The following is a 26604-nucleotide window of genomic DNA, read 5'->3' as shown; positions in this document are numbered from 1 at the left end:
GACCGCGCCCGCCGTCCCTGGCCGGCGCTCAGCGGCGAGTGTGCGCCGCCCGACGTTGCAACCCCGTTGCACCCGAGGTCAGTTCGGCGTCGAGAGCGGCCAGCCCGGCCCGCGCGACCGCGGCCCGGTCCGCCGGCACCGCCATGGCCAGCGCCCGCCACACCGGCAGGTCGTCCTCGCCCCACGCGCTGTACGCCCAGTCCGCGAGCAGCCCCGGGTCCCCCCGGTCCACCAGGGCCGCCCGCAGCCGCCCGGCGAGCCGCTCGCGCAGCCGCACCACCCCCGGTGCCCGCGAACCGGGCAGCAGGGGGCCCGCGTAGCCGGCGAGCGCCGTCGCCAGCGCCCCGGAGGCCAAGCGCCGGTCCACGGTCGCGAAGTCCGCGTCCACGTCCTCCGTCAGCCGGTAGGGGCGCGAGGCCAGCAGCTCCGCGCCGAGGATGCCGCGCAGCCGGGACAGTTCCGCCCGCAGCGTCACCGGGGTCACCGACTCGTCCTCGTAGAGCAGGGTGAGGAGCTCGTCGCCGCCGATCCCCTCCGGCCGGTGCGCCAGGACCACCAGGATCTCGCTGTGCCGACGGCTCAGCCGCAGCCGCCGTCCCGCGAGGTGCAGCAGCGCCTCGTCCCTGCCGAGTGCCGTGAGCCGCGGCCGGCCGGTGGCGGGCGGGGCGGGGGAGATGAGGGCGAGCTGCGACTCGGCGGCCCGCGCCACCGCCTGCACGAACGCCAGGCTGTGCGGGTGGGCGAGCCCGTCCCCGCCGGTGATGTCCACCGCCCCGAGCAGGCGACCGCTGTGCGGGTCGTGCACCGGCGCCGCCGCGCAGGTCCACTCCCGCACCGGCCGTCGGAAGTGCTCCGCCGCACACACCTGCACCGGCCGGCCGACGGCGAGGGCGGTCCCCGGCGCGTTCGTCCCGGCCGCCGTCTCGGACCAGCGCGCCCCCGCGACGAAGTTCATCCCGCGCGCCTTCCGCAGCGTGCCCGGATGCCCTTCCACCCACAGCATCCGCCCGGCCGCGTCGCACACGGCGAGCAGGTGCTCGCCGTCCCGCGCGTACGCCCCCACCAGCTCGCGGATCAGCGGCATCACCGCTGCCAGCGGATGGCCCTCCCGGTGCCCGGCCAGCTCCTCCTCGTCCAGCTCGACCCGCGCCGCGCCGTCCGGGCTCACCCGCGCCCTCTCGGAGCGCCGCCACGACTCGGCGACCAGCGGCCGGACGGGCGCCTGCGCCGGCCGCGCGGCCGTTCCGGCCCGGCCTCGACCCACCGGGAACGCCTCGTGCGCCGACCGCACAGCGGCCCGCCCCGTTCCGGTCCGTGTACCGGTTTTTGCCCTGACATCTCCGGGATTCCCGGTGTCGCCCGTCGCCCCGGCCTCTTGCGCTCCGGTCCGTGTCGTACCGGTTCTCGCCCTGGCCTCTCCCGTTCCGGTCCGTGTCGTACCGGCTTCCGCCCCGGCTCCTCCCGCTTTCCCGGTGTCGCCCGTCGCTCCGGCCGCTCCGGCGGCTCCCGCCGTCCCGGCGGCTTCCGTGCCTGCCGCCCATCCGTCGCTCAACTCGGCCTCCCCGGCGAGGTCGTTCGTCACATGGGCGTCATCGTCGTGCCCCCGCGGCCCGTCGACAAGCCGCCGGACAGGCCCGCGCACGCGCCCTGACCGGTACCGGCCGGACCCGGTCACGTACAGTGGTGCCCGGGCCGTGACTGGCGCTTGAGGTGGATCACCACCGGGGAGCGGCCCGGCGGACGCGCGGCTCCCGCGTGAACGTGTCGCAGCCGTGCGCCTGGGCGAACCACCGTTCCTCGACGACGCCCAGGAGTGGCCCATGTCCACCAGCACCGCACGCCTCATGGACGGCACCGCGCTCGCCCGCCGCACGGTCGAGGAGACCGCCGTACGCGCCGCCGAGATCACCCGCCGCACCGGCGTCACCCCCTGCCTCGCGACCGTCCTCGTCGGCGCCGACCCGGCCTCCGTCACGTACGTCAAGATGAAGCAGAACCGCTGCGCGAAGGCCGGAATCCGCTCCCAGCACGTCGAACTGCCGGCCGAGACGACGACCGAGGAGCTCGTCGCCGCGATCAGCGCCCTGTCCGCGGACCCCGAGGTCCACGGCATCCTGCTCCAGCACCCGGTCGGCCCGCACATCGACGAGCGCGCCGCCTTCGAGGCCATCGCACCGGAGAAGGACGTCGACGGCGTCACCATGGCCTCGTTCGCCGCCATGGGCTTCGGCCTCCCCGGCTTCGAGTCCTGTACCCCCGGCGGCATCATGCGGCTGCTCGACGCGTACGACGTCGAGCTCAGCGGCAAGCGCGCCGTGGTCGTCGGACGCAGCGCCATCCTCGGCAAGCCGGCCGGCCTGCTGCTCCTCGGTCGCGACGCCACCGTCACCTACTGCCACTCCCGCACCACCGACCTCTCCGCCGCGATCCGTGAGGCCGACATCCTGGTCGCCGCCGTCGGCAAGCCGCAGTTCATCAAGGGCGAGGACATCAAGCCCGGCGCGGTCGTCATCGACGCCGGCTACAACCCGGGCAACGTCGGCGACGTCGACTTCGACAGCGCCGCCGAGCGTGCCTCCCTCATCACGCCCGTCCCCGGCGGCGTCGGCCCGATGACCATCGCCGTGCTGCTCGCACAGACCGTCGAGGCGGCCGAGCGCCAGCTGGGCCTGTAGGCACACGTGCGGCGGGCTCCGGGTCTCGTGCGAGCAGCGGGATTGTCACGGTTCTGTACGAGCGGCGACCAACTCACCGGTATCGCTCGCCACACGCGCGCAGGCGGGCGACCCTGAATCCCATGCTCCGCCCGTCGACGGAAACCCCGTCCCGCGACGCCCGGCCACCGAGACGGCCGGGCGTCGTCGTCCTGCCGGTCGCCGCACTCGCCGCGATCCTCGCCCTGTCCGTCGCCGTCACCGCACACGGCGGTGGCGGTCCGGGCGACGGCGACGTGCGCGGCGCGCCGTCCGTACCGGCCGTGACCGGGTCCGACACGCCGGACGCGTCGGACGGCGACGCCGCTGACGCGGAGTCCTCCGGCGGGCCGGGGCAGCAGCCCTCCGCCCAGGGCGAGAGCCCCTCTCCGCTGCCCACCCGCACGGCCCGCCGCACCGCGCCACCCGGTACGGATCCGGACCCCACGGGCACGCCGGCCCCGGGCTCGCCCACCGCCTCCGCCGAGCCCTCCGGCACCGTACGCCCCCGGCCGACCGCCACCCGGCGCGGCGCGGCGACGCCCGCCCCGACGCCGTACGACGGACTGCGTGTCGGCGCCTGCTTCGACATCGACCGCGACGCGCTCGGCACCGTCGTCCGCCGTCGCTGCGACACGCCGCACGACGCCGAACTCGTCGCCCGGCTCCGCCTCTCCGGCCGTTTCGCCGACGACCGTGCCGTCCGGGACGCGGCGGCCGCCCTCTGCCGGGGGCCGCTGCGGGTCAAGGCCGCCGACCAGCCGCTCGGCACCCGCTGGACGACCTTCGTCCAGTATCCTTACCGCACCAGCTATCTCCTCGGCACGGACACGGTCGCCTGCAGCCTGGCCGTCCCGTCCGGCACGGGCCGGAAGCTGACGTCGCGCCTGCAGTGACGTCGGCACGGGCCGGAAGCTGACCTCGCGCCTGCAGTGACGCCGGCACGGGCCGGAAGCTGACCTCGCGCCTGCAGTGATGCCGGCCGGGCCGCCCGCCCCCGAGGGGGTGCCCGACCCCGCCCCCCCGAGGAAGTGGCCGACCCCGCCCTCCCGAGGAAGTGCCCCGCCCCTCCCGTCCCGCCCTCGCCTACGGCGCCACCCGCACCGCCCCGGCCGCCAGTGCCGCCGCCGGGTCGTGTTCCGCCGGGCCCGCCGGGGCCCAGCGGTCGTGCTCCCTGCGGTAGGGCCACCACCGGCCGTCCTCGCCCAGGCGGAGCTGGGTGTCCGAGCCGACCACCGTCCAGTGGGTTGCGCGGCTCCGGTGGAGGGCGGGGCGCTCGTCCTCCTCCCAGGACTCCGCCAGACGGGCCTCGGCGCGCCGGAGGGCCTCGGGGCTCGGGGTCCACTCCTGCTCCAGGACCGCCAGGGCGGCCGGACCGCCGAACCGCCAGGCGCGTACGGCGAGGTCGAGGCCCGCACGCGTGCGCCCGGAGCCCTCGGCGAGGCGGCTCGTGATCCACGAGGCGGGGGCGCCGGCGGCGAGTCGTACCGCGTCCTGAGCAGCCGTCAGCGGCGGTTCGCCGGGCGTGGCCGCGCCGGAGAGCAGGCGGTGTGCCCGGGCCGCGGCGTCCGCGGCGAGGAACTCCAGGGCCGTCGGGTCGATTCCCGGTTCCGGGTCGGTGTCCGTGTCGAGGGACGGCGGCTCGCCCGGAGCCGCGGGCGCGGCCGGCGGGGCGGGCAGCGGCGGCAGGATGTCACGTGCCGCGAAGGCCTCCGCGGCGGACACGCCCGAACCGGCCCGCGCGGCGTCGCCGGGGTGCGGCGCGCCGTGCGTCTCCTCGACGCCCGCCGCACGCGCCGCGCTGCGCTCCTGCAGCGCCTCGACGACCGCCCGCTCCCCGCGCCCCCGCATCAGCAGGAGTACGAACGGGTCCTGGTCGAGCAGCCGCGCCATCTGGTAGCACAGGGCCGCCGTGTGGGGGCAGTGGTCCCAGGCCTCGCAACCGCACTGCGGCTCCAGATCGCCGATGCCCGGCAGCAGTTCGATCCCGGCCGCCGACGCGTCCTCGACGAGGTGGGGCGGCATCTCCCGGTCGAGGAGGGCCGCGATGTGTCCGGCGCTGTCGGCCGCGAGGTCGACGAGCCGGTCCCACTCCTCCTCGGACAGCTCCTGGAGCAGCACGTCGCTGCGGTGGGCCGTGCCGTCCCGGTCCTGCACCACGGCGGTGATCCGGCCCGGCCGCACCGACACCGCGCCGACCGCCCCGGCCCGCGCGTGTCGCCGCCCCGCCTTCAGCTGCCGGCCGTCGAGGGCCGTGTCCTCCAGAGCCTTCAGCCACGCCTGGCCCCACCAGGTGCGGGCGAAGGCACCGCCCTGTACCGGCGGCAGCGCCGCGAAGGTCCGCTCCTCGGCGTTCCCGTTTCCGTTGCCGTTTCCGCTCATCGTCCGTCCTCCCCACGCAGGCGCACCAGTTCGGCAAGCTCGCTGTCGGTCAGCTCCGTGAGGGCCGCCTCGCCCGAGCCGAGTACCGAGTCCGCGAGCGCCCGCTTGCGCTCCAGCATGTCCGCGATCCGGTCCTCGATCGTGCCCTCGGCGACCAGCCGGTGGACCTGCACCGGCTGCGTCTGCCCGATCCGGTACGCCCGGTCGGTGGCCTGTGCCTCGACGGCCGGGTTCCACCAGCGGTCGTAGTGCACGACATGACCGGCGCGCGTGAGGTTGAGGCCGGTGCCCGCCGCCTTGAGGGACAGCAGGAAGACCGGGACCTCGCCGTCCTGGAAGCGGGCGACCATGGCCTCGCGTGCGGCGACCGGCGTGCCGCCGTGCAGGAACTGGGTCGGCACGCCGCGCGCCGCCAGATGTTCCTCCAACAGCCGGGCCATCCCCACGTACTGCGTGAAGACGAGCACGCTCGCGCCCTCCGCGAGGATCGTGTCGAGGAGCTCGTCGAGCAGCTCCAGCTTGCCCGAGCGGCCGCTGATCTGCGGTCGGTCCTCCTTCAGGTACTGCGCGGGGTGGTTGCAGATCTGCTTGAGCCCCGTGAGCAGCTTGACCACCAGGCCGCGCCGTTCCATCCCGTCGGCCTCGGCGATCGCGGCCAGTGTCTCGCGCACCACCGCCTCGTAGAGCCCCGTCTGCTCCTTCGTGAGCGCGACGGCGTGGTCGGTCTCGGTCTTGGGCGGCAGCTCGGGCGCGATGCCCGGATCGGACTTGCGCCGCCGCAGCAGGAACGGCCGTACGAGCGCGGCGAGTCGCGCCGCCGCGCCCGGGTCGGCGCCGCCCTCGACGGCGGAGGCGTATCGCGTACGGAACGCGCCGAGTCCGCCGAGCAGGCCCGGGGTCGTCCAGTCGAGGATCGCCCACAGCTCGGACAGGTTGTTCTCGACCGGCGTGCCCGAGAGCGCCACCCGCGCCTTCGAGCCGATGGTGCGCAGGGCGCGCGCGGTCGCCGAGTACGGGTTCTTGACGTGCTGTGCCTCGTCCGCGACGACCAGCCCCCAGGGCACCTCGGCGAGACGGGCGGCGTCCAGCCGCATCGTGCCGTACGTGGTGAGGACGAAGCCGCTGTCGGCGAGGTCGCCGTCGGTGCCGGCGCCCGCCGTCAGTCGCTCCAGAGTGCGTGACGCGCCGTGGAAGCGCCGCACGGGTGTGCCCGGCGCGAACCTCTCGATCTCCCGCTGCCAGTTGCCCATCAGGGAGGTGGGGCAGACCACGAGGGTCGGCCCGGCCGTCGCGGGGTCGCTCCGCCGGTGGAGGTGGAGCGAGATCAGGGTGATCGTCTTGCCCAGGCCCATGTCGTCGGCGAGACAGCCGCCGAGCCCGAGCGAGGTCATCCGGTGCAGCCAGCCGAGGCCGCGCAGCTGGTAGTCGCGCAGTGTCGCGGCCAGGGCGGCGGGCTGGGCGATCTCCTGTTCGCCGCCCTCGGGGTCGGCGAGCCGTGCCCGCAGCCGCTCCATCCAGCCGGTCGCATGGACCTCGACCGGGCGCCCGTCGATCTCGGTGCTGCCGGTGAGGACGGCGCCCAGCGCGTCGACCGCGGTGAGTTTGCGATCCTGTTGCTCGCGGGCGCGGCGCACCTCGTCCGGGTCGACGAGCACCCACTGGTCGCGCAGCCGCACGAGCGGGCGCCCCGCCTCGGCGAGCCGGTCGAGCTCGGCGCGGCTGAGCTCCTCGTCGCCGATCGCGAAACGCCAGTTGAAGGCGAGCAGGGCGTCGGCGGACAGGAAGGACGGCAGGGCGTCGCCCCGGTCGCGGGATCCGGCCCCGGCGCCGTCCCGGTCGGGCGGGCCGATCACCGCGCGGGCGGTGAGGCGGTGCGCGAGTTCGCGCGGCCAGTGCACGCGGACGCCACAGGCGGCGAGCGCTCGGGCGGCCGGGCCGAGGAGTTCGGCGATCTCCTCGTCGGCGAGGTCGACGGCGTCCGGCACGGCGGCCGTGAGCAACGGGGACAGCGGCGGCCACGCACGCGCCGCCCGGCGCAGCGCGAGCAGTGCGTCCATCCGGGCCCGCGCGCCGAAGGCGGCCCCGGCCGGAGTCGTACCCGCCCACACCTCGGCGGCGTCCGCGACGAGGGCCGGGTCGGCGGCGCCGTGCATCTGCAGGACCACGCGGAAGGCGGGGGCGGAGGCGTCGTCGTACTCGCCGGCCACCTCGTAGGCGGTGGCCCCGTGGGTCTCCTCCGTCACGCCGGCCGCCCCGTCCGCCATCAGCTCGACGCGCAGCGACAGCCGTACCCCGGCGTCGTGGCCCGCCGCCACGTCCGCCGCCCAGGCACGTTGGTGCGGGAGGGCCTGCGGGGCGTGGTGCTCGTCGGCCGCGAAGGCGGGCCCGCCGGCGGCCAGCGGGGCGGCCGGAGTGCGTGGCAGGGTGTCGGCCACGGCGTCGGCGAACGCCCTGAGCAGGAGCTCGGGTTCGGGCAGCAGCGGGCCGCCGTCCTCGGCCGGTTCCGGCAGCGGTACGGCGTGGGCGGACGGCGGCATGGAGGCGGCGAGGTCGCGCAGCGCGGACAGTTCCTCCGGGCCGAGCGGCCCGACCCGCCAGGCGTCGAGATCGTCCGCGGTGAGACCCGGCAGCAGCAGGCCCCGGGCGACCAGGTCGAGCGCGAACAGCGAGGCCGCGCCCCAGAAGGCCGCCGAGGGCGTGGCGTCCCCGGCGAACCGGGCCCGCGCGAGGACGGGCAGGGCGTCCCGTACGGACAGCAGGAGCGCGGGGACGGTGACGGTCCGGACGTCGTCGTCGACGACCGTCAGCGCTGCGGGCGTCTCGTCGGCGGCGGGCGGTGTGTCGAGAGGGGCGTCGGGAGACCAGAAGGCGATCCGCCCCGCGCGGGGCGGATCGGCGGGCAGGAAGAGGGTGGAGCGGCGGGCGAGTTCATCGGGGCGGAAGGAGGACGAGGGCGACTGCGACAACGCATTCCTCAAATTTGACTACTAGGCCGAGCGGCCGAGGGTACAGGAACCCGACCCGTCACGCGTGCCTTGGAGACGTGATCCACGTCACGCGTCGTCAGTGGGTGCGCAGAGGGGTGGGGAAGGCCCCACCACCGCCCCTGGGGCGCCCCCCGAAGCGGTCCGGGTGGTGACGCCATGGCCCCGGACGATCACCGATCCGTACGTTTCATGGAGCCGGCGCGGCACGCGCGACGGCCTCTTCCACGGACACTTCCACGGACCCCGGAGACCGCCATGCCCCAGGCCACCGCGACGCTCACCGCGCCTCCCGCCGCAGACCCGGGCGGTCGCCCCGGTCCCGCCCGACGCCCGGGCGGGAACACCCGGGGGAAGGGCGGCGGCAGCGAGTTCGCCCCGCTCCTGCGCACCGTCAAGGAGCAGGGCCTCCTCGAACGCCGCCCCGGCTGGTACGCCCGCGGCATCGTGGCCAACCTCCTCGGTCTCGCCGCCGTGTTCGCCGGCCTCGCGTTCATCGGCCCCTCCTGGTGGGCCCTGCCGCTCGCCCTCCCGCTCGCCCTGTTCTCCGCACGCGCCGCCTTCGTGGGCCACGACGCCGGCCATTCCCAGATCACCGACCACCGCAGGCTCGGCCGGATCATCCAGCTCGTCCACGCCAACCTGCTCCTGGGGATGAGCCGGGAATGGTGGAACGACAAGCACAACCGCCACCACGCCAACCCCAACCACCTCGAGAAGGACCCGGACGTCGCCGCCGACGTCCTCGTCTTCGCCGCCCACCAGACCACCGACCGCACCGGACTGCGCCGCTGGCTCACCCGCCACCAGGCCTGGCTCTTCTTCCCGTTGACCACCCTGGAGGGCATCGCGCTCAAGGTGTACGGCATCCAGGCCCTGGTCTCCCGGACCGGCCCCTACCGCACCCGGGGCGAACGCCTCGTGGAGGGCGCCCTGCTCCTCGCGCACCTGGCCGGCTACGCGACCCTGCTGCTCACGCTGCTGACCCCGCTCCAGGCCCTCGTCTTCGCGCTGCTCCACCAGATGCTGCTCGGCGTCCACCTGGGCATGGCCTTCGCCCCCAACCACAAGGGCATGGAGATGCCCGACGCCCACCCGGACGGCGACTCCTGGGGCCACCTCCGCCGCCAGGTCCTCACCTCCCGCAACATCCGGGGCGGCGCCGTGACCGACTGGTTCCTCGGTGGCCTCAACTACCAGGTCGAGCACCACCTCTTCCCCAGCATGCCGCGCCCCCATCTGCGCCTCGCCCAGCCCGCGGTGCGTGCGCACTGCGCGGCGCTCGGCATCCCGTACACCGAGACCGGCTTCGTCGACTCCTACCGCCAGGCGCTCGGCCACCTCCACGAGGTGGGTGCCCCACTGCGGCTGGAGGGCCTCGCGTAGGGTCGGGGCCGCGACATCACCGCACGGACCAGGGGGACTGCATCTCATGAGCGCGGACACGGCCGAAGGCACCGTCACGACGGTCAGCAGCAACGGCGTCTATTCGTTCACCAAGCCCAACCGGGAGAGCATCACGCTCCTCGCCGGCCTGGGTGTGGAGGGTGACGTGCACGCGGGGGTGACCGTCAAGCACCGTTCCCGGGTGGCCAAGGACCCGACCGTGCCCAATCTGCGCCAGGTCCACCTGATCCACGCGGAGCTCTTCGACGACGTGGCCGGAGCCGGCTTCGAGGTCTCCCCGGGCGACCTCGGCGAGAACGTCACGACCCGCGGCATCGACCTGCTCGGCCTGCCGACCGGCACCCGGCTGCACCTCGGTGCCGAGGCCGTCGTGGAGGTCACCGGGCTGCGCAACCCGTGTGCGCAGATCGACGCCTTCTGCCACGGGCTGCTCAAGCAGGTCCTCGGCCGCGACGAGAACGGGCAGGTCGTCCGCAAGGCCGGGATCATGTCCGTCGTGCTGGCCGGCGGGGAGGTGCGGCCGGGCGACCCGATCCGGGTCGAACTGCCGGCGGAGCCGCACCGCCCACTGGAAATGGTCTGATCACCTCCGGTCCGGGCAACGGCGGCGGTCCGACCGCGCGCCTCAGCCCAGCGCGCAGGAGTTGACCAGGTCACCGCCCGCGGGCCGCGCGATCAGCCGGTCGGCGGGCGGCGTCACGTCCGCCTCCACCCACCGGGTCAGCGCGGTGAACGCCGAGCGGTAGCAGGGCAGGATCGGCCGCAGCCTCTCCGGGTAGGTGTCGTACAGACCGTCGGTGTGCGTCCCGTCCTGGACCGTGTAGTAGCGGTGCAGGGCGCCCCGCCCCCCGGTGTCGATCATCCGTGCGTACACGTCCGAGTCGGTCGCTATCGGCAGCAGCGTGTCCAGATCGCCGTGCAGGGTGATCAGCGGCTTCCCGATCCGGCCGGTGAGTGCGACCTTCGCCACCGCCTTCCGTACGGAAGCGGGGCGCGTCGCGTAGGCGTACGAGGCGTCCGAGGCGCACGGCGCGAGGATCTGCTCGACCGTCGAACCGGCCGTCGTGCCCGGGCAGGCGGGGTCGTACGAGGGGTCGAACTCGGCCCGGAAGATCTTCTGCGTCAGCCCCCAGTAGGCCTTCTCGTGGTACGGCCACAAGAAGCGCGAGCCCGGCGCGAAGCCCGCCCCGACGAGGTCCTCGTCGGTGGCCGACCCGAAGTGGCGGGCGACCGTGACGGGCAGGCTGGTGAGCAGGTTGGGGCCGCGGGTGGTCCACAGCACGCCCTCCCAGTCCACGCCGCCGTCGTACAGCTCGGGCCGGTTCTCCAGCTGCCAGCGGGTGAGATACCCGGCGTTGGAGATGCCCGTCATGTACGTGCGCCGCGGGCCGGTCCCGTACCGCTGCCGCACGGCCTTCTTCGCGGCCCTCGTGAGCTCGGTGACCCGCCGGTTCCACTCGGCGACGGCGTCGCCGGGTCCCCGTCCGTCCGTGAAGAAGTCCGGTCCCGTGTTGCCCTTGTCGGTGGCCGCGTACGCGAAACCCTGGGCGAGCACCTGGTCGGAGATCAGCGTGTCCGTGGAGTACTGGCGTCGGGTGCCGGGCGCGCCGGTCACGACCAGGCCGCCGTTCCAGTGGTCGGGCAGTCGGACGACGAACTGGGCGTCGTGGGCCCAGCCGTGGGTGGCGTTCAGCCGTGAGTCGTCCGGGAAGTAGCCGTCGATCTGGATTCCCGGCACGCCCGAGGGGTTGACCGTGCCCTTCGCGGAGAGGCCGGCCTGGTCGGCCAGGTCGGTGTACGGGGTGCCGGCCAGCCCCGCCGTCGTCAGATCGGGCAGACAGGCGGACTCCTGGTGCTCGGCGCCCGGCACGTCGAGCCGGTCCTGGCGGGCGCAGTGACCGGGTGGGTGTGCGCCGGCGGGTGCGGCGGGGCCGAGGACGGTGAGACCCGTCAGGAGCGCGGCGAGCAGGGGAACGCCTCGGGACAGGCGCATGGCGGCCTCCGATGGGACGACGGTGCGGATGGGGGCGCCCCGCCGAGGGGCGCGCCGCCACATCCTGCGGGCGCCCCGATCACCGGGCCATGGGCCCGCGCCACACCTCGCATGACCTCGTCGTGTGGGACGCGCTCAGCTCGGCCGGACCGCCATCGCGTCCAGCGCCTCCAGGAGCGCGGGCAGCCTGGGCCCCCGGGTCACCGGAAGGACCTCGTGCGGCTCGTCGTCCAGCAGCAGGAAGGCCATGTCGTCGGTCCGCGCGACCAGCGACCAGCCGGGGCCGTCCGCGCGCAGCATCCGTGCCTCGCCCCCGGCGAAGCTCGACCGCACCCGCCCGACCGGCGGTGCCTGCTCCAGATACCGGCTCAGCTCGTCGAGCGCGCGGCGGACTCCGGTATGCGGGGCGTGGCCCGTGGCGTTCCCGGCGGCGCCGTCGCCTTCGGGGGCCGCGCTCCCGGCGCCCTCGGGGCCGTCGTGGCCGCCGTCCACGGCCGGACCGGCGACCACGGCGACACCGTCCCCGCCCTCGTCCATCTGGGAGCGCCAGTCGGACCACTGCAGCGCCACCATGTCCGCGCCCAGGCGCCGCTGGGCCGGCCCCCACCGCTCGCCGTCCGGCGGCGCGAGCGGAGCCGGGTCGCCCTCCTCGGGCTCCGGGTCGTGCGGCGCGGGAAGGCCGGGCGCGGACGTCGCGACGGCGAGGGGCCAGCCGGGCAGTGCGGTCACGACGGACCGCTCGTCGGGGGACAGGTCGTACTCCATCCCGCAGTCCCAGGAGGCGATCGCGACCGCGACCAGCGAGACGTCGTCGACGACCACCGTCCACCGCGCGCCCCGGCCGTCCTGGCCGAGCACGAGCCCGTACCCCTCCGCATAGGGCTCGAGGTGCAGGGCGGCGCACGCCGCGGGGTAGTCGTCGCCGAGCACGGTCGGGAAGTGCGCGGGCGTGAGCAGCGCCGCCGTCAGTACGTACAGCGCGTCGTCGTCAGCGTCGCCGTGCTCCGCGCCGGTCGCGGCGGGTTCCGGTTCACCCACGTCAGCCTCCCCATCTGGTCGTCGGCGCACCCTAACCAGTGAGTAACCCGCCCGTCGAGAGCCGGCACGGGAACATCCCGACGAGCGGACGGCGGCCGCGGGGGAGGGGGGCGGACGGCGGGCCGGAGCTCGCGGCCTCGCGGCGGGCCGGATCCCCGGACGACCTCGGGGCGATTCCGGCATATCAGGCCCAAAGGGCCGGCGTCCCCGTGGTCACTCCGGGCGGCGCAGCGCCAGTGCGAGGTAGCGGTCGTCCTCGTCCGTGTACGCGGTCAGCTGCCATCCGGAACCGGCCAGGAGCGGCCGGAGGTTGTGCTCGGCCCGCAGGTCCCCGTCGGTGAGCTGCCGCCCGTGACGGGCGGCGAGGGCGGCGCGTCCGATCGGATGGAAGAGCGCGAGGAGCCCGCCCGGCCGCGTCACGCGGGCGAGCTCCCGCAGGTCACGGCCGGGATCCGCGAGATGCGAGACGAGGCCCGCGCCGAACACGGCATCCAGCCCGCCGTCCCGCAGCGGCAGCCGGGCGACGTCGGCGAGCACCAGTGCGCCGTCCCGGGCGCGCCCGGCCTTCGCCGCCTCGGCGAGCATCTCGGGCGTGAGGTCCGCGCCGATCACCGTGCCACCCGGCCCCACCGCCTCGCGCAGTGGGGGCAGCGCCCGGCCGGTGCCGCAGCCCGCGTCCAGGACGGCGTCGCCGGGGCACAGGCCGAGTTCGGCGACGGCGGCGGCATAGGCGGGGCCGTCGTCGGGGAACCGGGAGTCCCAGGGCGCGGCGCGGGCGCCGAAGAACTCCCGTACGCGTGTGGGGTCATCGCTCATGCGCCCCATGATCCCTCAGCTGAGCGTCACTCACAGGCGTGAGTCCCGGAGCCCTGCCTCGACGAGTTTCCCTCGGGGGAGTGAACGTTCTGCGCGCACGTTCGAGCCCGGCGCGATCGTTCAGGAACATCTCGACGTCATATTCCAACAGCTTTCGAAATGCGCCCCCGGTGCGCCCCCAGGAGCGCACTAGCGTCCCTGGGCCATGGGACACCTGGACCACGCCAGCTACGGCTGGCTGACACCTGTGCTGTCGTACGCGATGGCCTGCACAGGCGCCGCACTCGGCCTGCGCTGCACCGTACGCGCCCTCGACACGACCGGCCGGTCACGGCGCAACTGGCTGCTCACCGCGGCCTCCGCCCTCGGCACCGGCATCTGGACGATGCACTTCGTCGCGATGCTCGGCTTCGGCGTCACCGGCACCGCCATCCGCTACGACGCGCCGCTCATCCTGCTCAGCCTCGTGGTCGCGATGGCCGTGGTGGGCGTCGGCGTGTTCGTCGTCGGATACGGCCAGGACCGCGTCCGCTCGCTGCTGATCGGCGGCCTGTCGACCGGCGTCGGCGTGGCGAGCATGCACTACATGGGCATGGCGGCCCTGAGACTGCACGGGCGGGTGAGCTACGACCCGGCGCTCGTCGCCCTGTCCGTCGTCATCGCCGTGGTCGCCGCGACGGCGGCCCTCTGGGCGGCCCTCAACATCCACGCGCCCGCCGCCGTGGCGCTCGCCTCGCTCGTCATGGGCGCAGCGGTCACGAGCATGCACTACACCGGCATGTTCGCCGTACGCGTCGAGGTCACGCCCTCCGCGGCCGAGCTCCCGGGGGTCCCCGTCATGCAGTTCATCTTCCCGCTCGCCGTCGGCCTCGGCTCGTACCTCTTCATCACCTCCGCCTTCGTGGCCCTCTCGCCGACCGCGAGCGAACGCGCCGCCTCCGCCTCGGCCGTGCGCCTGAGCGAACCCGACGAGCGCGCGGTGGACGTCGCGCCGCCGGGGTTCCGGCCCGAGACGACGTCCCACAGACCACGGGAGAAGAACGGCGCACCGGCCTACGCCCATCCGTCCGGGCCGGTGCACGGAGCGGCGGACGCCTAGGGCGACGCGGCCGCCCTCGACCAGCCGGGAGGAACGGAGCCGAGGAGTCGTCGGCGGCGGCGTCGGGCTCCGGCCAGGCGTCGGTCCCCGTATGGCCCCCCAGTCGTGGGCCCTGGTCCCGCGCCCCGGGCCCCTAGCAGCCTCCCGGGCCCCCAGCAGCCTCCCGGCCCCCGTTCACGCCCCCGGACCGCGTCCGCCGGCCGCGGCGCCGGCCCCCCACCACGCGTCACCCCGCCTTACGCCCAGCACCGACGGACCAGGCCCGCTCCCCTCAGGTCCGTGAACGAAGGAACGAGGAGGCCATGCGAACTCCCCGCAGGACCCCGGACGCCGAGGCACCCGCGCAGCCGCCCACCGCTGCCCGCGGGCGCCGCGCGCACGCCGGACCGCCCGCCGACGAGACGACACCGCGCGAACGGGTCGCCGGGCCTGCGTCCGGCACGCTCGCGAGCGGTGCGCCCGCGTCCGGCACGCCCGCGTCCGGCCCGCCCGCGTCCGGTGCGCCCGCTGCCGACCGGCCTGCTCCCGATCCTTCCTTTCGCCGTGACGCGGCCCCCGAACCGGCGGCGCTGGTCCGGGGCCGGGGGCTGCGCCCCCGTACCGTCCGGGCCAAGATCGTCTCGCTGCTCATGGTCCCGGTCGTCTCCCTGCTCGCCCTGTGGGGATTCGCCACCGTCACCACCGCCCAGGACATCGCCCGGCTCCGGCTCCTGCAGGCCGTGGACACAGATGTACGGCAGCCCGTGGTCCTTGCGATCGTCGCTCTTCAGGACGAACGGCGGGCCGCCGTACGCCAGACGGCGGCCCCCGGCAGCGGGCGCGCCGCCGAGCTGAAGGAGCTGGTGCGGGCCACCGACGCCGCCGTCGCCCGGCTGCGCCTCGACCAGCGGCACACGGTCGGCGACGGCGGCAACCTGCCGGTCGACGCGTCCGCACGGGTCGCCGACTTCGTCGTCAAGGCCGAGGGCCTCGGCCGGCTGCGCACCGCCGCCGTCGACGGCCGAGCCGACGGGGACCAGATCTACGACGCGTACACGGCCGCCATCTCCGCCGGCTTCTCCGTCGGCGGCGCGCTTTCCGGGATCGAGGACACCGGGGCCGGCGCCGAGGCCCGTGTCCTGCTCGAACTCGCCCGCGCGGGCGAGATGCTCGCCCGCGAGGACGCGCTGCTCGGCTCCGCGTACCTCACCGGACAGCTCGACGCGGACGGGCTGCGGGAGTTCGGCGGCGTCGTCGAGGCCCGGCGCACCCTGACCGAGGCCGCCACCGCCGACCTGCCCGCGCCCCAGCGCACCGCGTGGCGCAACCTCACGGCCCAGCCGGCCTACCGGCAGCTGGAGACCGCCGAGGAACGGGTACGCGCCGCCGCCCCCGGCAGGCCCGCGGCTCAGGCCGTCACCTCCGAGGAATGGGACGCCGCCCACGCCTCCGTGAGCGACGGCATCGCCGGCGTCATCAAGGACGCCCGCGCCCGTGCCGCGGACCGCTACGACCCCTTCGGCGGAGGCGCCTTCAGCGCCGGCGGCGCCGCTGTCGTCTTCGGGTTCGTCGCCGTCCTGGCCTCCCTCGTGATCTCCGTCCGCATCGGTCGCGGTCTCGTCATCGAGCTCATCAGCCTCCGCAACGGCGCTCTGGAGATCGCCCGCCGCAAACTTCCCGCGGCCATGCGCCGCCTGCGGGCCGGCGAGGAGATCGACGTCCAGGCCGAGGCCCGGCCGGGACCCGCCCCCGTGGACGAGATCGGGCAGGTCCGCGAGGCGCTCACCACCGTCCACCGGGCCGCGCTCTCGGCAGCCGTCGAACGCGCCGAACTCGCCCATGGCATCTCCGGCGTCTTCGTCAACCTGGCCCGTCGGAGCCAGGTCCTGGTGCACCGTCAGCTCAACCTGCTCGACAGCATGGAGCGGCGCGCCGACGACCCTAACGAGCTCAGCGACCTCTTCCGGCTCGACCACCTCACCACCCGGATGCGCCGGCACGCCGAGAGCCTCATCATCCTCTCGGGCGCCGCCCCCGGCCGTGCCTGGCGCATGCCCGTCCCGCTCACCAACGTCGTCCGCGCCGCCGTCTCCGAAATCGAGGACTACGCGCGCGTGGAGCTCGGCCGGCTCCCCGACGCCGCCGTCGTCGGCGGCGGCGTCGCCGACCTCACGCACCTCCTCGCCGAACTCATCGAGAACGCGGCCCAGTTCTCACCGCCGCACACCAAGGTGCGCGTCAGCGGCGAACCCGTCGGCAACGGCTACGCCCTGGAGATCGAGGACCGCGGGCTGGGCATGGGCAAGGACAACCTCGCCGAGGCCAACGCCCGCATCGCCCAGTCCGAGGCGCTGGACCTCTTCGACAGCGACCGGCTCGGCCTGTTCGTCGTCAGCCGGCTCGCCTCGCGGCACGAGATCAAGGTCCATCTGCGCACCTCGCCCTACGGCGGCACCACCGCCGTCGTCCTGCTCCCCAACGACCTGCTGCAGGGCGCCCTCCCGCCCGGCCGGTCCACCGCACCCACCGCTCCCCCCGTCTCCGCACCGGCCGCCGACCCGGCGGTGCGCGCGGCCGCCGGGCCCGCACCCGGGGCCGCCTCGGTGCCCGGCCAGCGCCCGGCACCGGTCGTCACGGGCCCGGGCCACGAGCCTGCCGTCGGCGGTCCGCGACCGCCCCGCATCCCGGCCCTCTCGGCGCCGACGGAGCCGGCCCGGCCCCCGGCCGGTGTCACCGCCCTGCGTCAACGCGGCGCCCGCACGCTGCCCCCGGCCCCGCCGACTGCCCCCAAGTCGCCCGCCGCACCGGCTGCTCCGGTGGCGGGACCGGGTGCGCCGGGGGAGGACACGGGCGGCGACCTGCCACGGCGGGTCCGTCAGGCGAGCCTCGTGCCGCAGCTGCGCGAGGCGCCCCGACCCGCCCCGTACGGCGCACCGGCCGCTCTCGACGACGCCACCGAGCGCACCCCGGAGGAGGCCAGGGACCGGATGTCCGCCTACCGCGACGGCTGGCAGCGGGGCGGCGGGGCGGCCCCGGGCAGCCCGCGCCCCAACGGCGCGACGCTCACCGGTCCGCCGTCCGGCACCGGCACCCCGGGCGGCCTGCCTCCCGGCCCCCGGCGCACCCTCGGCACCGGCTACGGCCACGCACCCAGCGACCCCCGCAGCGAAGGAGACGACGAATGATCGACCACGAGAGGGTGTCCCACCAGCGCTCCGGCGAACTCGACTGGCTCCTCGACGACCTCGCGATGCGTGTCCGCGAGGTACGCCACACGGTCGTCCTGTCGAACGACGGCCTCGCCGTCGGCGCCTCCAGCGGACTCAGCCGCGAGGACGCCGAGCATCTGGCGGCCATAGCCTCCGGTTTCAACAGCCTGGCCAAGGGCGCCGGACGCCAGTTCCACACCGGCGGCGTGCGGCAGACCATGGTCGAGATGGACGACGGCTTCCTGTTCGTCGCCGCCGCCGGGGACGGCTCCTGTCTGGCCGTGCTCAGCGGGGTCAACGCCGACATCGGCCTCATCGCCTACGAGATGGCCCGCCTGGTGAAGCGGGTCGGCGAGCACCTGCACACCCCGCCGCGGCTCACGACGACCCCGCCTGCCGCCGGTTGACCGGAGAGACCCCATGAACGAAGACAGCACCGGCGACGGTCGGACCGTGCCGGGCGGTCGCTGGTACGACGCCGACGCCGGGCCGCTGGTCCGCCCGTACGCGATGACGGGCGGCCGTACCAAACCAGGGCCGAGCAACGTGCGGTTCGACCTCATCGCGCTCGTCGTCGTCGACGACCACGCGCCGGGCGCGGCCGAGGAGTCGCTCCTCGGTCCCGAACACCGGTCCCTGCTCACCCTGTGCCGCGCCGAGACCCAGTCGGTCGCCGAACTCGCCGCCGACGCCGACCTCCCCGTCGGGGTCGTCCGGGTCCTGCTGGGCGACCTCCTCGAAGCCGGCTTCGTGAACGTCAGCAGACCCGTACCGCCCGCACAACTCCCAGACGAACGGATCCTGAGGGAAGTCATCGATGGCCTACGAGCGCTCTGAGAGCACCCCGGCGGGCGGCGTGGACACCACGGCCCTCGCGCTGAAGATCCTGGTCGCTGGCGGATTCGGGGTCGGCAAGACCACCCTCGTGGGCGCCGTCAGCGAGATCCGGCCGCTGCGCACCGAGGAACAGCTCAGCCGCGCCGGGGAGTCCGTGGACGACACCGGCGGCGTCGACCAGAAGACCACCACGACCGTGGCCATGGATTTCGGCCGCATCACCATCCGCTCCGGACTCTCCCTCTACCTCTTCGGGACACCCGGGCAGGACCGCTTCTGGTTCCTGTGGGACGAGCTGTCGCAGGGCGCGCTCGGCGCCGTCGTCCTCGCCGACACCCGGCGTCTGGAGGACTGCTTCCCCGCGGTCGACTACTTCGAGCACCGCAAGATCCCGTTCGTCGTGGCCGTCAACTGCTTCGCAGGAGCCCGCACCTACGGAGCGCACGACGTCTCGCAGGCCCTGGACCTGGACCGGGGGACACCGGTGGTGCTGTGCGACGCGCGGGACCGGGACTCGGGCAAGGAGGTCCTCATCCGCCTGGTGGAGTACGCGGGACGCGTGCACACCGCGCGGCTCCTGGACTCGGTCGGCTGAGGGCGGGCGGACGGGATCGCGGGTCGGACCAGTCCGGCCCGCAGGCGGGAACGGCGCGCGGGCGGTGACGGGTCCTTGCCCTGTCCACGACAGTGCGTAAGGCTGATCGGAAGCATGCACCGCACAGGGGGAGGCACACATGGCGCTGGACCGGGAACTCGACTGGCTCTTGGACGATCTGACCCGCCGGGTCGACTCGATACAGCACGCACTGGTGCTGTCGAACGACGGCCTGGTGACGGGTGCGAGCAGCGGTCTGGAGCGTGAGGACGCCGAGCATCTGGCCGCCGTCTCGTCCGGGCTGCACAGCCTGGCCCGCGGCGCGGGCCGGCATTTCACGGCCGGCCGGGCGCGCCAGACGATGGTGGAGTTCGACGAGGCCCTTCTGTTCGTGACCGCGGCGGGGGAAGGCAGCTGCCTGTGCGTCCTGAGCGCCGCCGAGGCCGATGTCGGTCAGGTCGCCTACGAGATGACGCTGCTGGTGAACCGGGTCGGCGAGCACCTGGGTGTGGCGGCGCGGCAGCCCGGTGGCAGCGGCGGAGCGGACGACATCTGAGGTTGTCCACAGCCGGTTGTCCACAGGGTAGGCGGAGTGTCGTCACTGTGCGTTACGGTCATCACTGAAAGTGTTCGACGTGAACGCGACACGGGGGAGACCGACGCATGACCACACGAGAAGCGACGCATCAGCCGGCCCGAACGACTCCTCGGAGGGCGACCCGGAGCAAAGGGGCGCTCGACAAGGCTCCCGGCACGCCATCGGCGGCGCCCGGGACGGCCTGGCCGGGATGGGCGACGACGCGGAAACCGCCGGAGGATGCAACGGCCGCGCACGCCGTCAGGCTCGGCAGGGACGGCCCGCCTGCTGTGTCGCCGGGGCTTGCCGCACAGGAACTGGGGTTGAGGCGCGACGAGTTCCAGCTCGCCGTCGACCTGGGCATCGTCCGTACGCTGCCGGGCTCCGGGGGCACCGCGGACGTTGCCGCCGGCCCGACACGGCGACGGGTGGCGCGGAGCGAGATCGAGAGGCTCAGAGGGGCACCGGACTTCCCCGACGGACTGCGCGAGCGGGTCCGGTCCGTCGGAATGACCGAGGGCGCCCGGTTGCTCTCGGTCACCAAGGGCCGGTTCGCCCGGTTGGCCAAGACCGGGCACTTCAGCCCCGTGCGTTTCTACGTCAATCGCTACCGGGCCGTCGTATGGCTGTATCCGGCCGCCGAGCTGGGCGAGTTCGCCCTCACGCACGCCGGACTGCTCACGGGCAGGCTGCCGGTCGACGTCCGGACGAGGGCCGAGGGCTCCGAGGACTGGCGTCCCCGGAACTGGCGGGCCAGGCGCCTCGGGATGCTGCTGCGGGCGAGCGCCGACCCATGGGCCCGCACCGCGGCCATCGCCTCGCTCCTCGACCCCCTCGACGTGGCCGAGGTCGTCGACGATCCGTTCGAGCGGGCCTATCTGGAGCGGTTCCGCCCCGCGCCGCCCTCCTGGCGGCCGAACGCCCCGGCGGCCCGTGAGATCGCCGACCGCCTGCTTCTCGCGGACGACCCGGACGAGATCCTGTGGCACCGCATGAGCCTCGCCCTCGCCCTCGACGAGGCCCGCGCCGACCGGCAGGCCCCGCTGCCGGGAACGCCCGCACCCGCGCCCCTGCCCGTGAGCGCCCCCGTGCCCCCGACCTTCCCGGCGTGGACGGTGCGGCCGCGAGCGGCGCTCCCGGGCGCCGATGCGACGGGTGCCGGGACGGTCCTCGACCCACCATGGCTCGCAGGGCAGGACCTGGCACCCTCGGGCGCCGGCGAGCCCGGGGCTGCCGGGGAAGCGGCGTCGGCCGGAGGGAGGGCGCCCGGCCTGGGGCCGGGAGGGACGCTGCCGGCGGGGCCGGGAGGGACGCTGCCGCTGGGGCCGGCAGGACGGGCGTCGCCGGGACCGGCAGTGTCGGCCTCGCCCGGAGCGCCATGCCCCGCCTCGCCCGGACCGGCCGGGCTGCCATCACCCGGACCGGCAGGGTCGGCCCCGACCGGGCCGGCCGGGCTGCCGTCACCCGGACCGGCACGGGCGCCGGGTGGGACGCGGCCGCCGGGCAGGCGGACCCGGCGGAGTCTGCTGGACCGGCTCCGGAGGCGCAAGGAGGCCGGGCCCCGGCCGGGGGCCTGAGGCGCGGGTCGGGGTGCGGCGGGCGCGGCGCGCGGGCACCATGGGCGCATGCTCCTTGCCCGAGTCGCGGAGGTGTCGGGGCAGGTCGCCGCCACGTCGGCGCGGTCGCAGAAGATCGGACTGCTGGCCGAGCTGTTCGCGGAGGCCGATCCCGACGAGAGCCCGCTGGTCATCGCCTATCTCTCCGGGCGGCTCCCGCAGGGGCGGATCGGGGTCGGATGGAGCGTGCTGAAACACGTCCTGCCGCCGGCCGTGCCGCCGGTCGCCGAGCCGGAGCTGACGCTGGCCGGTGCCGACGCCGCCCTGTCCGAACTGGCCGGGGTCTCGGGAGCCGGGGCGCAGTCCAGGAGGGCCGGGCTCGTGCACGACCTGATGGCCGCGGCGACCCTCTCCGAACAGGAGTTCCTGCTGCGTCTGCTGTCAGGCGACGTGCGCCAGGGGGCGCTCGACGCCATCGCCCTCGAAGGTGTCGCCCGGGCGGCGGGGGTCGTGCCCGGGGAGTTGCGACGGGCCGTCATGCTCGAAGGCTCGCTGCCGCGGGTCGCCCGGGCCGTGCTCGCCGAAGGGCCGGCCGTCCTGGGCACCTTCACCCTCCGGGTCGGCAGCCCCGTGCAGCCGATGCTCGCCCACACGGCGGGCGGGGTCGCCGAGGCCGTCGCGGCGCTCGGGCCCTGTGTGGTGGAGGAGAAGCTCGACGGGATCCGGATCCAGGTGCACCGGCGAGGCGACGAGGTGCGGGTCTACACCCGCTCCCTCGACGACATCACGGGCCGGCTCCCCGAAGTGGTCACGACCGCGCGGGAGATCGCCGGGGACGAGTTCGTCCTGGACGGCGAGGTGATCGCCGTCGACCCGGCCGCGGGCCGGCCGCTCCCGTTCCAGGACATCGCCTCCCGGGTCGGTTCCCGGCTCGACGTGGTCGGCGCGGCCGCCGCCGTGCCGCTGTCGCCCGTGTTCTTCGACGTCCTCGCGGCGGACGGCGAGGTCCTGGTGGACCGGCCGGGGCGGGAGCGGCACGAGGTGCTCGCCCGGCTGCTGCCCGAGTCGCTGCGGGTGCGGCGGACCGTCGTCGCCGAGCCCGGCGACCCGGCGGCGGTCGAGGCGGCCGAGCGCTTCTTCCGGGACACCCTCGCCCGTGGCCACGAGGGAGTCCTGGTCAAGGCGATCGACGCGCCGTACGTCGCGGGGCGGCGGGGCCGGACCTGGCTGAAGGTGAAGCCGGTCCACACCCTCGACCTCGTCGTGCTCGCGGTGGAACGGGGGCACGGGCGGCGTACGGGGCTGCTGTCCAATCTGCATCTGGGCGCCCGGGCGGCGGACGGCACGTTCGTGATGCTGGGCAAGACGTTCAAGGGGCTCACGGACGAGATGCTGCGCTGGCAGACCGAGCGGCTCGGTGAACTCGCCGTGGCGGACGACGGCTTCACCGTGCGCGTGCGGCCGGAGCTCGTCGTCGAGATCGCCTACGACGGGCTGCAGCGATCCACCCGGTACCCGGCCGGGGTGACACTGCGGTTCGCCCGGGTCGTGCGGTACCGCCCCGACAAGTCCGCGGCAGAGGCCGACACGGTCGAGACGGTCCTCGCCGGCCGCTGAGCCGAGGACCGCCCGCGCGCGGCACCTCGTGCCCCGCCCTTCGTCCGACTCCCTCGTCCGACTCCCTCGTCCGACTCCCTCGTCCGGCTCCCTCGTCCGGCTCCTTCCTCCTCCTCCGCCCCCGTCGCTCCCTTCGCGGTCGTCACTCGTCCTGATCGTCGGCCGTGTGGCGGCGGCGCACCCACACCGGCAGGACGAACCAGCAGAGGAGGTACCAGGCGAGGATGCCGGCGACGAGCCAGGGGACGAAGGTCGCGCCGGTGGCCACGCGCAGCACGAGCAGCAGCGCCGAGCCCAGGGTGAGGAGGAGAAGGACGAGACCGACGAAGGTGAGGCGGGAGGCCCAGGAGACGGCCCGGGGCTTGATCCGGCGGCCCGCGACCATCCGGTGGAAGGGGACGGGGCCGATGAGCGCTCCGGTCGCGGCGGCGCCGAGGGAGACGGTGACGATGTAGATGGTCCGGTCGGTGTCGGACAGTTCGGGGAAGCGGGGGGTGAAGACGACCGTCAGGAGGAAGCCGAAGAGGATCTGCACGCCCGTCTGGGCGACCCGGATCTCCTGCATCAGTTCGTTCCAGCGTCGGTCCGCGCGCTCCTCGGGCGTCTCGTGTCGCCCCATGAAGAGCCCGGCCCCGTTCTGGTCCTGGGGGTCCGTGGACCTGCGTCCGTCTTCGGCCACACCGCCTCCCGTACTCCCCTCCACCGTCCCACGAACCTCGCGGGACGCCTCGCCGAGAGGGATGCTGGAAGCGAACCGGCACACGAGGAGATGAGCGACGTGTACGAATTGCACATCGACACCGATGTCACCGTGCAGCTGAGCGACTGCAGCCGGGAAGACGCCCAGGCGGTCTTCGACGTCCTCGACCACAGCTACCAGCTGGAGGACCTCGCGGCGCCGGGCCCGCAGGCGGCCTCCGTGCCCGCCCCCACCGTCTGGACGGCCACCTTCGACACGGCGGCCGGCCGGCACGAAGAGGCCGATCCCGCGCCGCTCACCGGCATGGTCGGAGCGGTGCTCACCGGTGGGTACCACGCCGTCGACGAGGTCGAGAAGGTGCTGGCCCGCGCCTTCGACATCCAGTCCCTGCAGTCCGTCTCCGGTGATCAGGAGACCGAGGCGCGCCTCCTCCTCGCGTCCCGCTGACGGGCGTGCCCCCCCGAGCCCCCGGGCGGAGCGGACGGGCGCCGCCCGGGGCAGTCATGCCCGCGGCGGCGCCCCAGCACTGTTCCGCCCCCCCTCGCCTCCCCGCGTATACACCGTGTGTATAGTCCTCGGCGAGCGGTCGGTCCCCGCCCTGACCAGGCGTGGGACCTGGCCGTCGACGATCCGAGTCCGGGGAAAGCGAGACCTACATGTTCCGAACCAAGCAGGGCCGGCGACGGGGACCGGCCCTCGCCCTCGTCGCCGCCGCGTCGCTGGTCCTCGCGCTCACCGGTTGCTCCGCCGAGCGGGTCACCCCCGGCCAGGCCCGCGCCGAGGCGGACGCGGACGGCAAGGGCGGCGGTGACGGGAAGGGCGGCCGTGCGGTTCCTGCCGTCGACTGCGGCACGGCGAAGTGCATAGCCCTGACCTTCGACGCCGGCCCGGGCAAGGACACCCCCCGCCTCCTCGACACGCTCAAGGAGAAGCGGGTGCCGGCCACCTTCTTCCTCCTCGGCAGCAAGCACGTGGACCGCTACCCCGAGGTCGTCAAGCGCATCGCGGCCGAGGGGCACGAGGTCGCCAACCACACCTGGAGCCACCGCATCCTCACGGACCTCGATGCCGCCGAGGTCCGCGACGAGCTCTCCCGGACCCAGGACGCGATACAGCGGCTCACCGGACGCAAGCCGACCCTGATGCGCCCGCCGCAGGGTCGCACGGACGACACCGTCGGCGACGTGAGCCGCGACCTCGGCCTCGCCCAGGTCCTGTGGAGCATCACCGCCAAGGACTACTCCACCGACGACTCCGCGCTGATACGGCAGCGGGTCCTCGAGCAGGCCCACCGCGACGGCATCATCCTGCTTCACGACATCTACGACGGGACCGTTCCGGCCGTGCCTGGGATCATCGACGAGCTCAAGCGGCAGGGCTACACCTTCGTGACCGTCCCGCAGCTGCTCGCCCCCGGGACGGCCGAGCCCGGTGTGGTCTACCGCCCCGAGAAGGACGACTGAGCCGAGCAAACGGGGTGAGGTGACTCACATCCGGCACAGGGGACACGGCGGAACAATGCGGCATGGTTTAGCGTTCATCTGTATGTGACGGTGAAGGGGCCCGGTCCCCAGGTCCCCCCCAGAGGCGACCGCCCTTCGTGACGTCACGGCAATCGGCCCCGGTTGGAATCCCCCGTCCAACCGGGGCTTTGTCGTATCCACGTTCCGCCGGTGCCCGCCGCTCCACGGTCCGCGCATCGCACCCGCAAGCCCCGCGGCCGACCTGTTGGCGGCGCGCGCTCCGGCGCGTTCGACCCCTTCGGGTGAGTCGCCCCGGCCCTCCGCATGGCCCGCGCGGCACCGGGCATTGATCGCCACGACACGGACGGTGATCACTTCACCGGCCTCCGGTCAGGCCCGCCACCAGGGGGAACCATGCGCCACGCCACCCGCCGCGCGATCACCACGGCCGCCGTCGCCCTCGCCCTCGCGGGCTGTACCACGGTCCGGCCCGGGCCCGCGGACCCAGCCGCCCCGGTGCCCCTCGGCCGGCAGGCGGAGGACAAGCTCCTGAAGGCCGCCGAACACCGCCTGGTGGTCGAGTGCCTCGGCAGCCGGGGGCTCACGCTGACGGCCGTCTCCCGGGCCCGCGCCCCTGCCGAGGACCGGCGCCTGCAGAGCGCCCTCTTCGGCACGGACCCCCGTGAACTCTCCCTCACCCTCGCCACCGGCCTCACCGTCACCGCCAACAGCGACGGCTGTGTCGCCGCCGCTCGCGCGCACCTCTACGGCGATCAGACCCGCTGGTTCCGCGCTCAGGTCACCGTCGACAACATGCGCGCCGAGGCCCACGCCCGGATGAAGGACGACCCCGCGCACCGCGCCGCGCTCGACCGCTGGACCCGGTGCGCCACGCCCGCCGGTGGTCCACGGGCCGGTCGGCCCGCCCCGGCCGTCGCGGACCGCTGCTCCCGTGAGAGCGGGCTCGCCGACGTGCGGGCCCGGCTCGAACCGGCCGAGCTGGCCACCGTGCGCGCCCTCCACCGCGACCAGGTCGCCACCTACGAGCAGCTGCGCGCCCGCGCACTGCGGCGGGCAGCCGAGCTGTCCGCGAACCCCACCGGAACGAAAGGCATCGACGCTTCATGAAGCGACTCCTCGGCCCCACCGCGGCCGCCCTCCTCGCCCTCGCCGGCGGACTGGCCCTGACCGCGCCCGCCACGGCGGCCGAATGCCCCTCCGGGGAGTTCTGCGCCTGGCAGGAAGCGAACTTCGGCGGCCAGCGCGCCAACTGGAGCGGCGACGACGGCTGGTGGGAGAGCTGGATCGCCGACACCGACTCGTCCTGGGCCAACCACGGGATCTCGGGCCCGGGGATCAAGGACTACGTCCAGGTCTACGAGTCCGCCTGGCAGGGCGGCGCGATGACGATCTGTCTCGCCCCCGGCCAGGAGGTCGGCTACAGCGGGGCCGCCAACGACCGCGGCGACTCCCACATCTGGTCCACCGGCTGCTGAACTCCGCCACCACGGCGGGCGCCCGCCCGTCTCCCGCACAGCCGCGAGGGGGACGGGCGGGTGGGCGCCAGGCCCTGTCGTCAAACTCCCGCCTGCCCCGCGACGCCATGTACGCGCTCTCGCCGCACCGGGCACAAGCCCGAGCACGTCCGGTACGAGGCCT

The 26604-nt window shown here is 74.7% G+C and carries 23 protein-coding genes and 1 riboswitch; of the genes, 16 read left to right on the top strand and 7 right to left on the bottom strand.

The window, feature by feature from the left end:
- Nucleotides 1–28: 28 nt before the first annotated feature.
- Nucleotides 29–1291, bottom strand: coding sequence for a GAF domain-containing protein (locus ACIRQF_RS02790; RefSeq protein WP_404088240.1), 1263 nt, complete (start codon nt 1289–1291; stop codon nt 29–31).
- Between the two features lie 393 nt (nt 1292–1684).
- Nucleotides 1685–1791: riboswitch (ZMP/ZTP riboswitch) on the top strand.
- A gap of 29 nt (nt 1792–1820) precedes the next feature.
- Between ACIRQF_RS02790 and ACIRQF_RS02785 the strand changes: the two genes are divergently transcribed.
- Both ACIRQF_RS02785 and ACIRQF_RS02780 read left to right on the top strand, forming a co-directional pair.
- Nucleotides 1821–2675, top strand: coding sequence for a bifunctional 5,10-methylenetetrahydrofolate dehydrogenase/5,10-methenyltetrahydrofolate cyclohydrolase (locus ACIRQF_RS02785; protein WP_404088238.1), 855 nt, complete (start codon nt 1821–1823; stop codon nt 2673–2675).
- A gap of 122 nt (nt 2676–2797) precedes the next feature.
- Entirely contained in the window at nt 2798–3589 is a 792-nt protein-coding gene (locus ACIRQF_RS02780) for a hypothetical protein (RefSeq protein WP_404088236.1), read from the top strand.
- Nucleotides 3590–3779: 190 nt separating this feature from the next.
- On the opposite strand, the gene ACIRQF_RS02775 is transcribed toward ACIRQF_RS02780, so the two are convergent.
- Together ACIRQF_RS02775 and ACIRQF_RS02770 are read right to left on the bottom strand one after the other, a co-directional pair.
- The gene (locus ACIRQF_RS02775; protein WP_404088234.1) at nt 3780–5075 is read right to left on the bottom strand and encodes an SWF or SNF family helicase; all 1296 of its coding nucleotides are present in this window, start codon (nt 5073–5075) and stop codon (nt 3780–3782) included.
- On the bottom strand, nt 5072–8041 hold the full coding sequence (locus tag ACIRQF_RS02770; protein WP_404088232.1) for an SNF2-related protein: 2970 nt from the start codon (nt 8039–8041) through the stop codon (nt 5072–5074). The genes ACIRQF_RS02775 and ACIRQF_RS02770 overlap by 4 nt, the downstream gene beginning before the upstream one ends.
- 276 nt (nt 8042–8317) lie before the next feature.
- On the opposite strand from ACIRQF_RS02770, the gene ACIRQF_RS02765 reads away from it, so the two are divergent.
- A complete protein-coding gene (locus ACIRQF_RS02765) occupies nt 8318–9445 on the top strand; it encodes an acyl-CoA desaturase (RefSeq protein WP_404088231.1) in 1128 nt (375 codons plus the stop codon).
- Nucleotides 9446–9491: 46 nt separating this feature from the next.
- On the top strand, nt 9492–10049 hold the full coding sequence (locus ACIRQF_RS02760; RefSeq protein ID WP_404088230.1) for an MOSC domain-containing protein: 558 nt from the start codon (nt 9492–9494) through the stop codon (nt 10047–10049).
- A gap of 42 nt (nt 10050–10091) precedes the next feature.
- Here ACIRQF_RS02760 and ACIRQF_RS02755 read toward each other — a convergent pair whose 3' ends face one another.
- The 3 genes from ACIRQF_RS02755 to ACIRQF_RS02745 all read right to left on the bottom strand — a co-directional run bounded on the left by ACIRQF_RS02755 (nt 10092) and on the right by ACIRQF_RS02745 (nt 13313).
- The gene (locus tag ACIRQF_RS02755; protein WP_404088228.1) at nt 10092–11459 is read right to left on the bottom strand and encodes a tannase/feruloyl esterase family alpha/beta hydrolase; all 1368 of its coding nucleotides are present in this window, start codon (nt 11457–11459) and stop codon (nt 10092–10094) included.
- 135 nt (nt 11460–11594) lie between these two features.
- Nucleotides 11595–12497 (bottom strand): hypothetical protein, encoded by a 903-nt coding sequence (locus ACIRQF_RS02750; protein ID WP_404088227.1) that lies wholly within the window; start codon nt 12495–12497, stop codon nt 11595–11597.
- A gap of 213 nt (nt 12498–12710) precedes the next feature.
- Entirely contained in the window at nt 12711–13313 is a 603-nt protein-coding gene (locus ACIRQF_RS02745; RefSeq protein ID WP_404088225.1) for a class I SAM-dependent methyltransferase, read from the bottom strand.
- A 205-nt stretch (nt 13314–13518) separates the two neighbouring features.
- Here ACIRQF_RS02745 and ACIRQF_RS02740 point away from each other — a divergent pair, with 205 nt between their 5' ends.
- The 8 genes from ACIRQF_RS02740 to ACIRQF_RS02705 all read left to right on the top strand — a co-directional run bounded on the left by ACIRQF_RS02740 (nt 13519) and on the right by ACIRQF_RS02705 (nt 22782).
- Complete coding sequence (locus tag ACIRQF_RS02740; RefSeq protein ID WP_376628087.1) at nt 13519–14412, top strand: MHYT domain-containing protein; 894 nt, start codon at nt 13519–13521, stop codon at nt 14410–14412.
- A gap of 302 nt (nt 14413–14714) precedes the next feature.
- Complete coding sequence (locus ACIRQF_RS02735; RefSeq protein WP_404088223.1) at nt 14715–17576, top strand: nitrate- and nitrite sensing domain-containing protein; 2862 nt, start codon at nt 14715–14717, stop codon at nt 17574–17576.
- Nucleotides 17573–18007 carry a roadblock/LC7 domain-containing protein gene (locus tag ACIRQF_RS02730; RefSeq protein ID WP_376628083.1) on the top strand — a complete coding sequence of 145 codons (435 nt, stop codon included), beginning with the start codon at nt 17573–17575 and terminating at the stop codon, nt 18005–18007. Before ACIRQF_RS02735 ends, ACIRQF_RS02730 begins: the two co-directional genes overlap by 4 nt.
- Nucleotides 18008–18020: 13 nt before the next feature.
- Complete coding sequence (locus ACIRQF_RS02725; RefSeq protein ID WP_376628081.1) at nt 18021–18437, top strand: DUF742 domain-containing protein; 417 nt, start codon at nt 18021–18023, stop codon at nt 18435–18437.
- On the top strand, nt 18418–19032 hold the full coding sequence (locus ACIRQF_RS02720) for an ATP/GTP-binding protein (RefSeq protein WP_376628079.1): 615 nt from the start codon (nt 18418–18420) through the stop codon (nt 19030–19032). The genes ACIRQF_RS02725 and ACIRQF_RS02720 overlap by 20 nt, the downstream gene beginning before the upstream one ends.
- A gap of 139 nt (nt 19033–19171) precedes the next feature.
- On the top strand, nt 19172–19588 hold the full coding sequence (locus ACIRQF_RS02715; protein WP_376628077.1) for a roadblock/LC7 domain-containing protein: 417 nt from the start codon (nt 19172–19174) through the stop codon (nt 19586–19588).
- A gap of 344 nt (nt 19589–19932) precedes the next feature.
- A complete protein-coding gene (locus tag ACIRQF_RS02710; RefSeq protein ID WP_404088221.1) occupies nt 19933–21186 on the top strand; it encodes a DUF6397 family protein in 1254 nt (417 codons plus the stop codon).
- Nucleotides 21187–21234: 48 nt separating this feature from the next.
- Nucleotides 21235–22782 carry an ATP-dependent DNA ligase gene (locus ACIRQF_RS02705; protein WP_404088219.1) on the top strand — a complete coding sequence of 516 codons (1548 nt, stop codon included), beginning with the start codon at nt 21235–21237 and terminating at the stop codon, nt 22780–22782.
- A gap of 142 nt (nt 22783–22924) precedes the next feature.
- Here the strand turns inward: ACIRQF_RS02705 and ACIRQF_RS02700 are convergent, their stop codons facing one another.
- On the bottom strand, nt 22925–23401 hold the full coding sequence (locus ACIRQF_RS02700; RefSeq protein WP_382479772.1) for a DUF6328 family protein: 477 nt from the start codon (nt 23399–23401) through the stop codon (nt 22925–22927).
- Nucleotides 23402–23551: 150 nt separating this feature from the next.
- Here ACIRQF_RS02700 and ACIRQF_RS02695 point away from each other — a divergent pair, with 150 nt between their 5' ends.
- From ACIRQF_RS02695 to ACIRQF_RS02680, 4 genes are all read left to right on the top strand, one after another.
- Nucleotides 23552–23929, top strand: a complete 378-nt coding sequence (locus ACIRQF_RS02695; RefSeq protein WP_376628071.1) for a hypothetical protein — start codon at nt 23552–23554, stop codon at nt 23927–23929.
- A 209-nt stretch (nt 23930–24138) separates the two neighbouring features.
- On the top strand, nt 24139–24945 hold the full coding sequence (locus ACIRQF_RS02690) for a polysaccharide deacetylase family protein (protein WP_376628069.1): 807 nt from the start codon (nt 24139–24141) through the stop codon (nt 24943–24945).
- Nucleotides 24946–25359: 414 nt separating this feature from the next.
- Nucleotides 25360–26073, top strand: coding sequence for a hypothetical protein (locus tag ACIRQF_RS02685; RefSeq protein ID WP_404088216.1), 714 nt, complete (start codon nt 25360–25362; stop codon nt 26071–26073).
- Nucleotides 26070–26441 carry a peptidase inhibitor family I36 protein gene (locus ACIRQF_RS02680; RefSeq protein WP_404088215.1) on the top strand — a complete coding sequence of 124 codons (372 nt, stop codon included), beginning with the start codon at nt 26070–26072 and terminating at the stop codon, nt 26439–26441. The genes ACIRQF_RS02685 and ACIRQF_RS02680 overlap by 4 nt, the downstream gene beginning before the upstream one ends.
- Nucleotides 26442–26604 lie beyond the last annotated feature (163 nt).

This window comes from Streptomyces sp. NPDC101191, from assembly GCF_044767915.1.
GTDB lineage: Bacteria > Actinomycetota > Actinomycetes > Streptomycetales > Streptomycetaceae > Streptomyces.
The sequence above is the reverse complement of the archived record's forward strand: the minus strand, read 5'-3'. Positions and strand labels throughout refer to the sequence as shown.

Excerpts from the sequence above, each read along its gene's own strand:
- ACIRQF_RS02745 (WP_404088225.1), bottom strand. The coding sequence starts at position 13,313 with ATGAGCGATGACCCCACACGCGTACGGGAGTTCTTCGGCGCCCGCGCC.
- ACIRQF_RS02690 (WP_376628069.1), top strand. The coding sequence starts at position 24,139 with ATGTTCCGAACCAAGCAGGGCCGGCGACGGGGACCGGCCCTCGCCCTC.
- ACIRQF_RS02680 (WP_404088215.1), top strand. The coding sequence starts at position 26,070 with ATGAAGCGACTCCTCGGCCCCACCGCGGCCGCCCTCCTCGCCCTCGCC.
- ACIRQF_RS02695 (WP_376628071.1), top strand. The coding sequence starts at position 23,552 with ATGAGCGACGTGTACGAATTGCACATCGACACCGATGTCACCGTGCAG.
- ACIRQF_RS02755 (WP_404088228.1), bottom strand. The coding sequence starts at position 11,459 with ATGCGCCTGTCCCGAGGCGTTCCCCTGCTCGCCGCGCTCCTGACGGGT.
- ACIRQF_RS02740 (WP_376628087.1), top strand. The coding sequence starts at position 13,519 with ATGGGACACCTGGACCACGCCAGCTACGGCTGGCTGACACCTGTGCTG.
- ACIRQF_RS02765 (WP_404088231.1), top strand. The coding sequence starts at position 8,318 with ATGCCCCAGGCCACCGCGACGCTCACCGCGCCTCCCGCCGCAGACCCG.
- ACIRQF_RS02760 (WP_404088230.1), top strand. The coding sequence starts at position 9,492 with ATGAGCGCGGACACGGCCGAAGGCACCGTCACGACGGTCAGCAGCAAC.
- ACIRQF_RS02780 (WP_404088236.1), top strand. The coding sequence starts at position 2,798 with ATGCTCCGCCCGTCGACGGAAACCCCGTCCCGCGACGCCCGGCCACCG.
- ACIRQF_RS02715 (WP_376628077.1), top strand. The coding sequence starts at position 19,172 with ATGGCGCTGGACCGGGAACTCGACTGGCTCTTGGACGATCTGACCCGC.
- ACIRQF_RS02785 (WP_404088238.1), top strand. The coding sequence starts at position 1,821 with ATGTCCACCAGCACCGCACGCCTCATGGACGGCACCGCGCTCGCCCGC.
- ACIRQF_RS02685 (WP_404088216.1), top strand. The coding sequence starts at position 25,360 with ATGCGCCACGCCACCCGCCGCGCGATCACCACGGCCGCCGTCGCCCTC.
- ACIRQF_RS02700 (WP_382479772.1), bottom strand. The coding sequence starts at position 23,401 with ATGGGGCGACACGAGACGCCCGAGGAGCGCGCGGACCGACGCTGGAAC.
- ACIRQF_RS02775 (WP_404088234.1), bottom strand. The coding sequence starts at position 5,075 with ATGAGCGGAAACGGCAACGGAAACGGGAACGCCGAGGAGCGGACCTTC.
- ACIRQF_RS02735 (WP_404088223.1), top strand. The coding sequence starts at position 14,715 with ATGCGAACTCCCCGCAGGACCCCGGACGCCGAGGCACCCGCGCAGCCG.
- ACIRQF_RS02705 (WP_404088219.1), top strand. The coding sequence starts at position 21,235 with ATGCTCCTTGCCCGAGTCGCGGAGGTGTCGGGGCAGGTCGCCGCCACG.
- ACIRQF_RS02725 (WP_376628081.1), top strand. The coding sequence starts at position 18,021 with ATGAACGAAGACAGCACCGGCGACGGTCGGACCGTGCCGGGCGGTCGC.
- ACIRQF_RS02720 (WP_376628079.1), top strand. The coding sequence starts at position 18,418 with ATGGCCTACGAGCGCTCTGAGAGCACCCCGGCGGGCGGCGTGGACACC.
- ACIRQF_RS02730 (WP_376628083.1), top strand. The coding sequence starts at position 17,573 with ATGATCGACCACGAGAGGGTGTCCCACCAGCGCTCCGGCGAACTCGAC.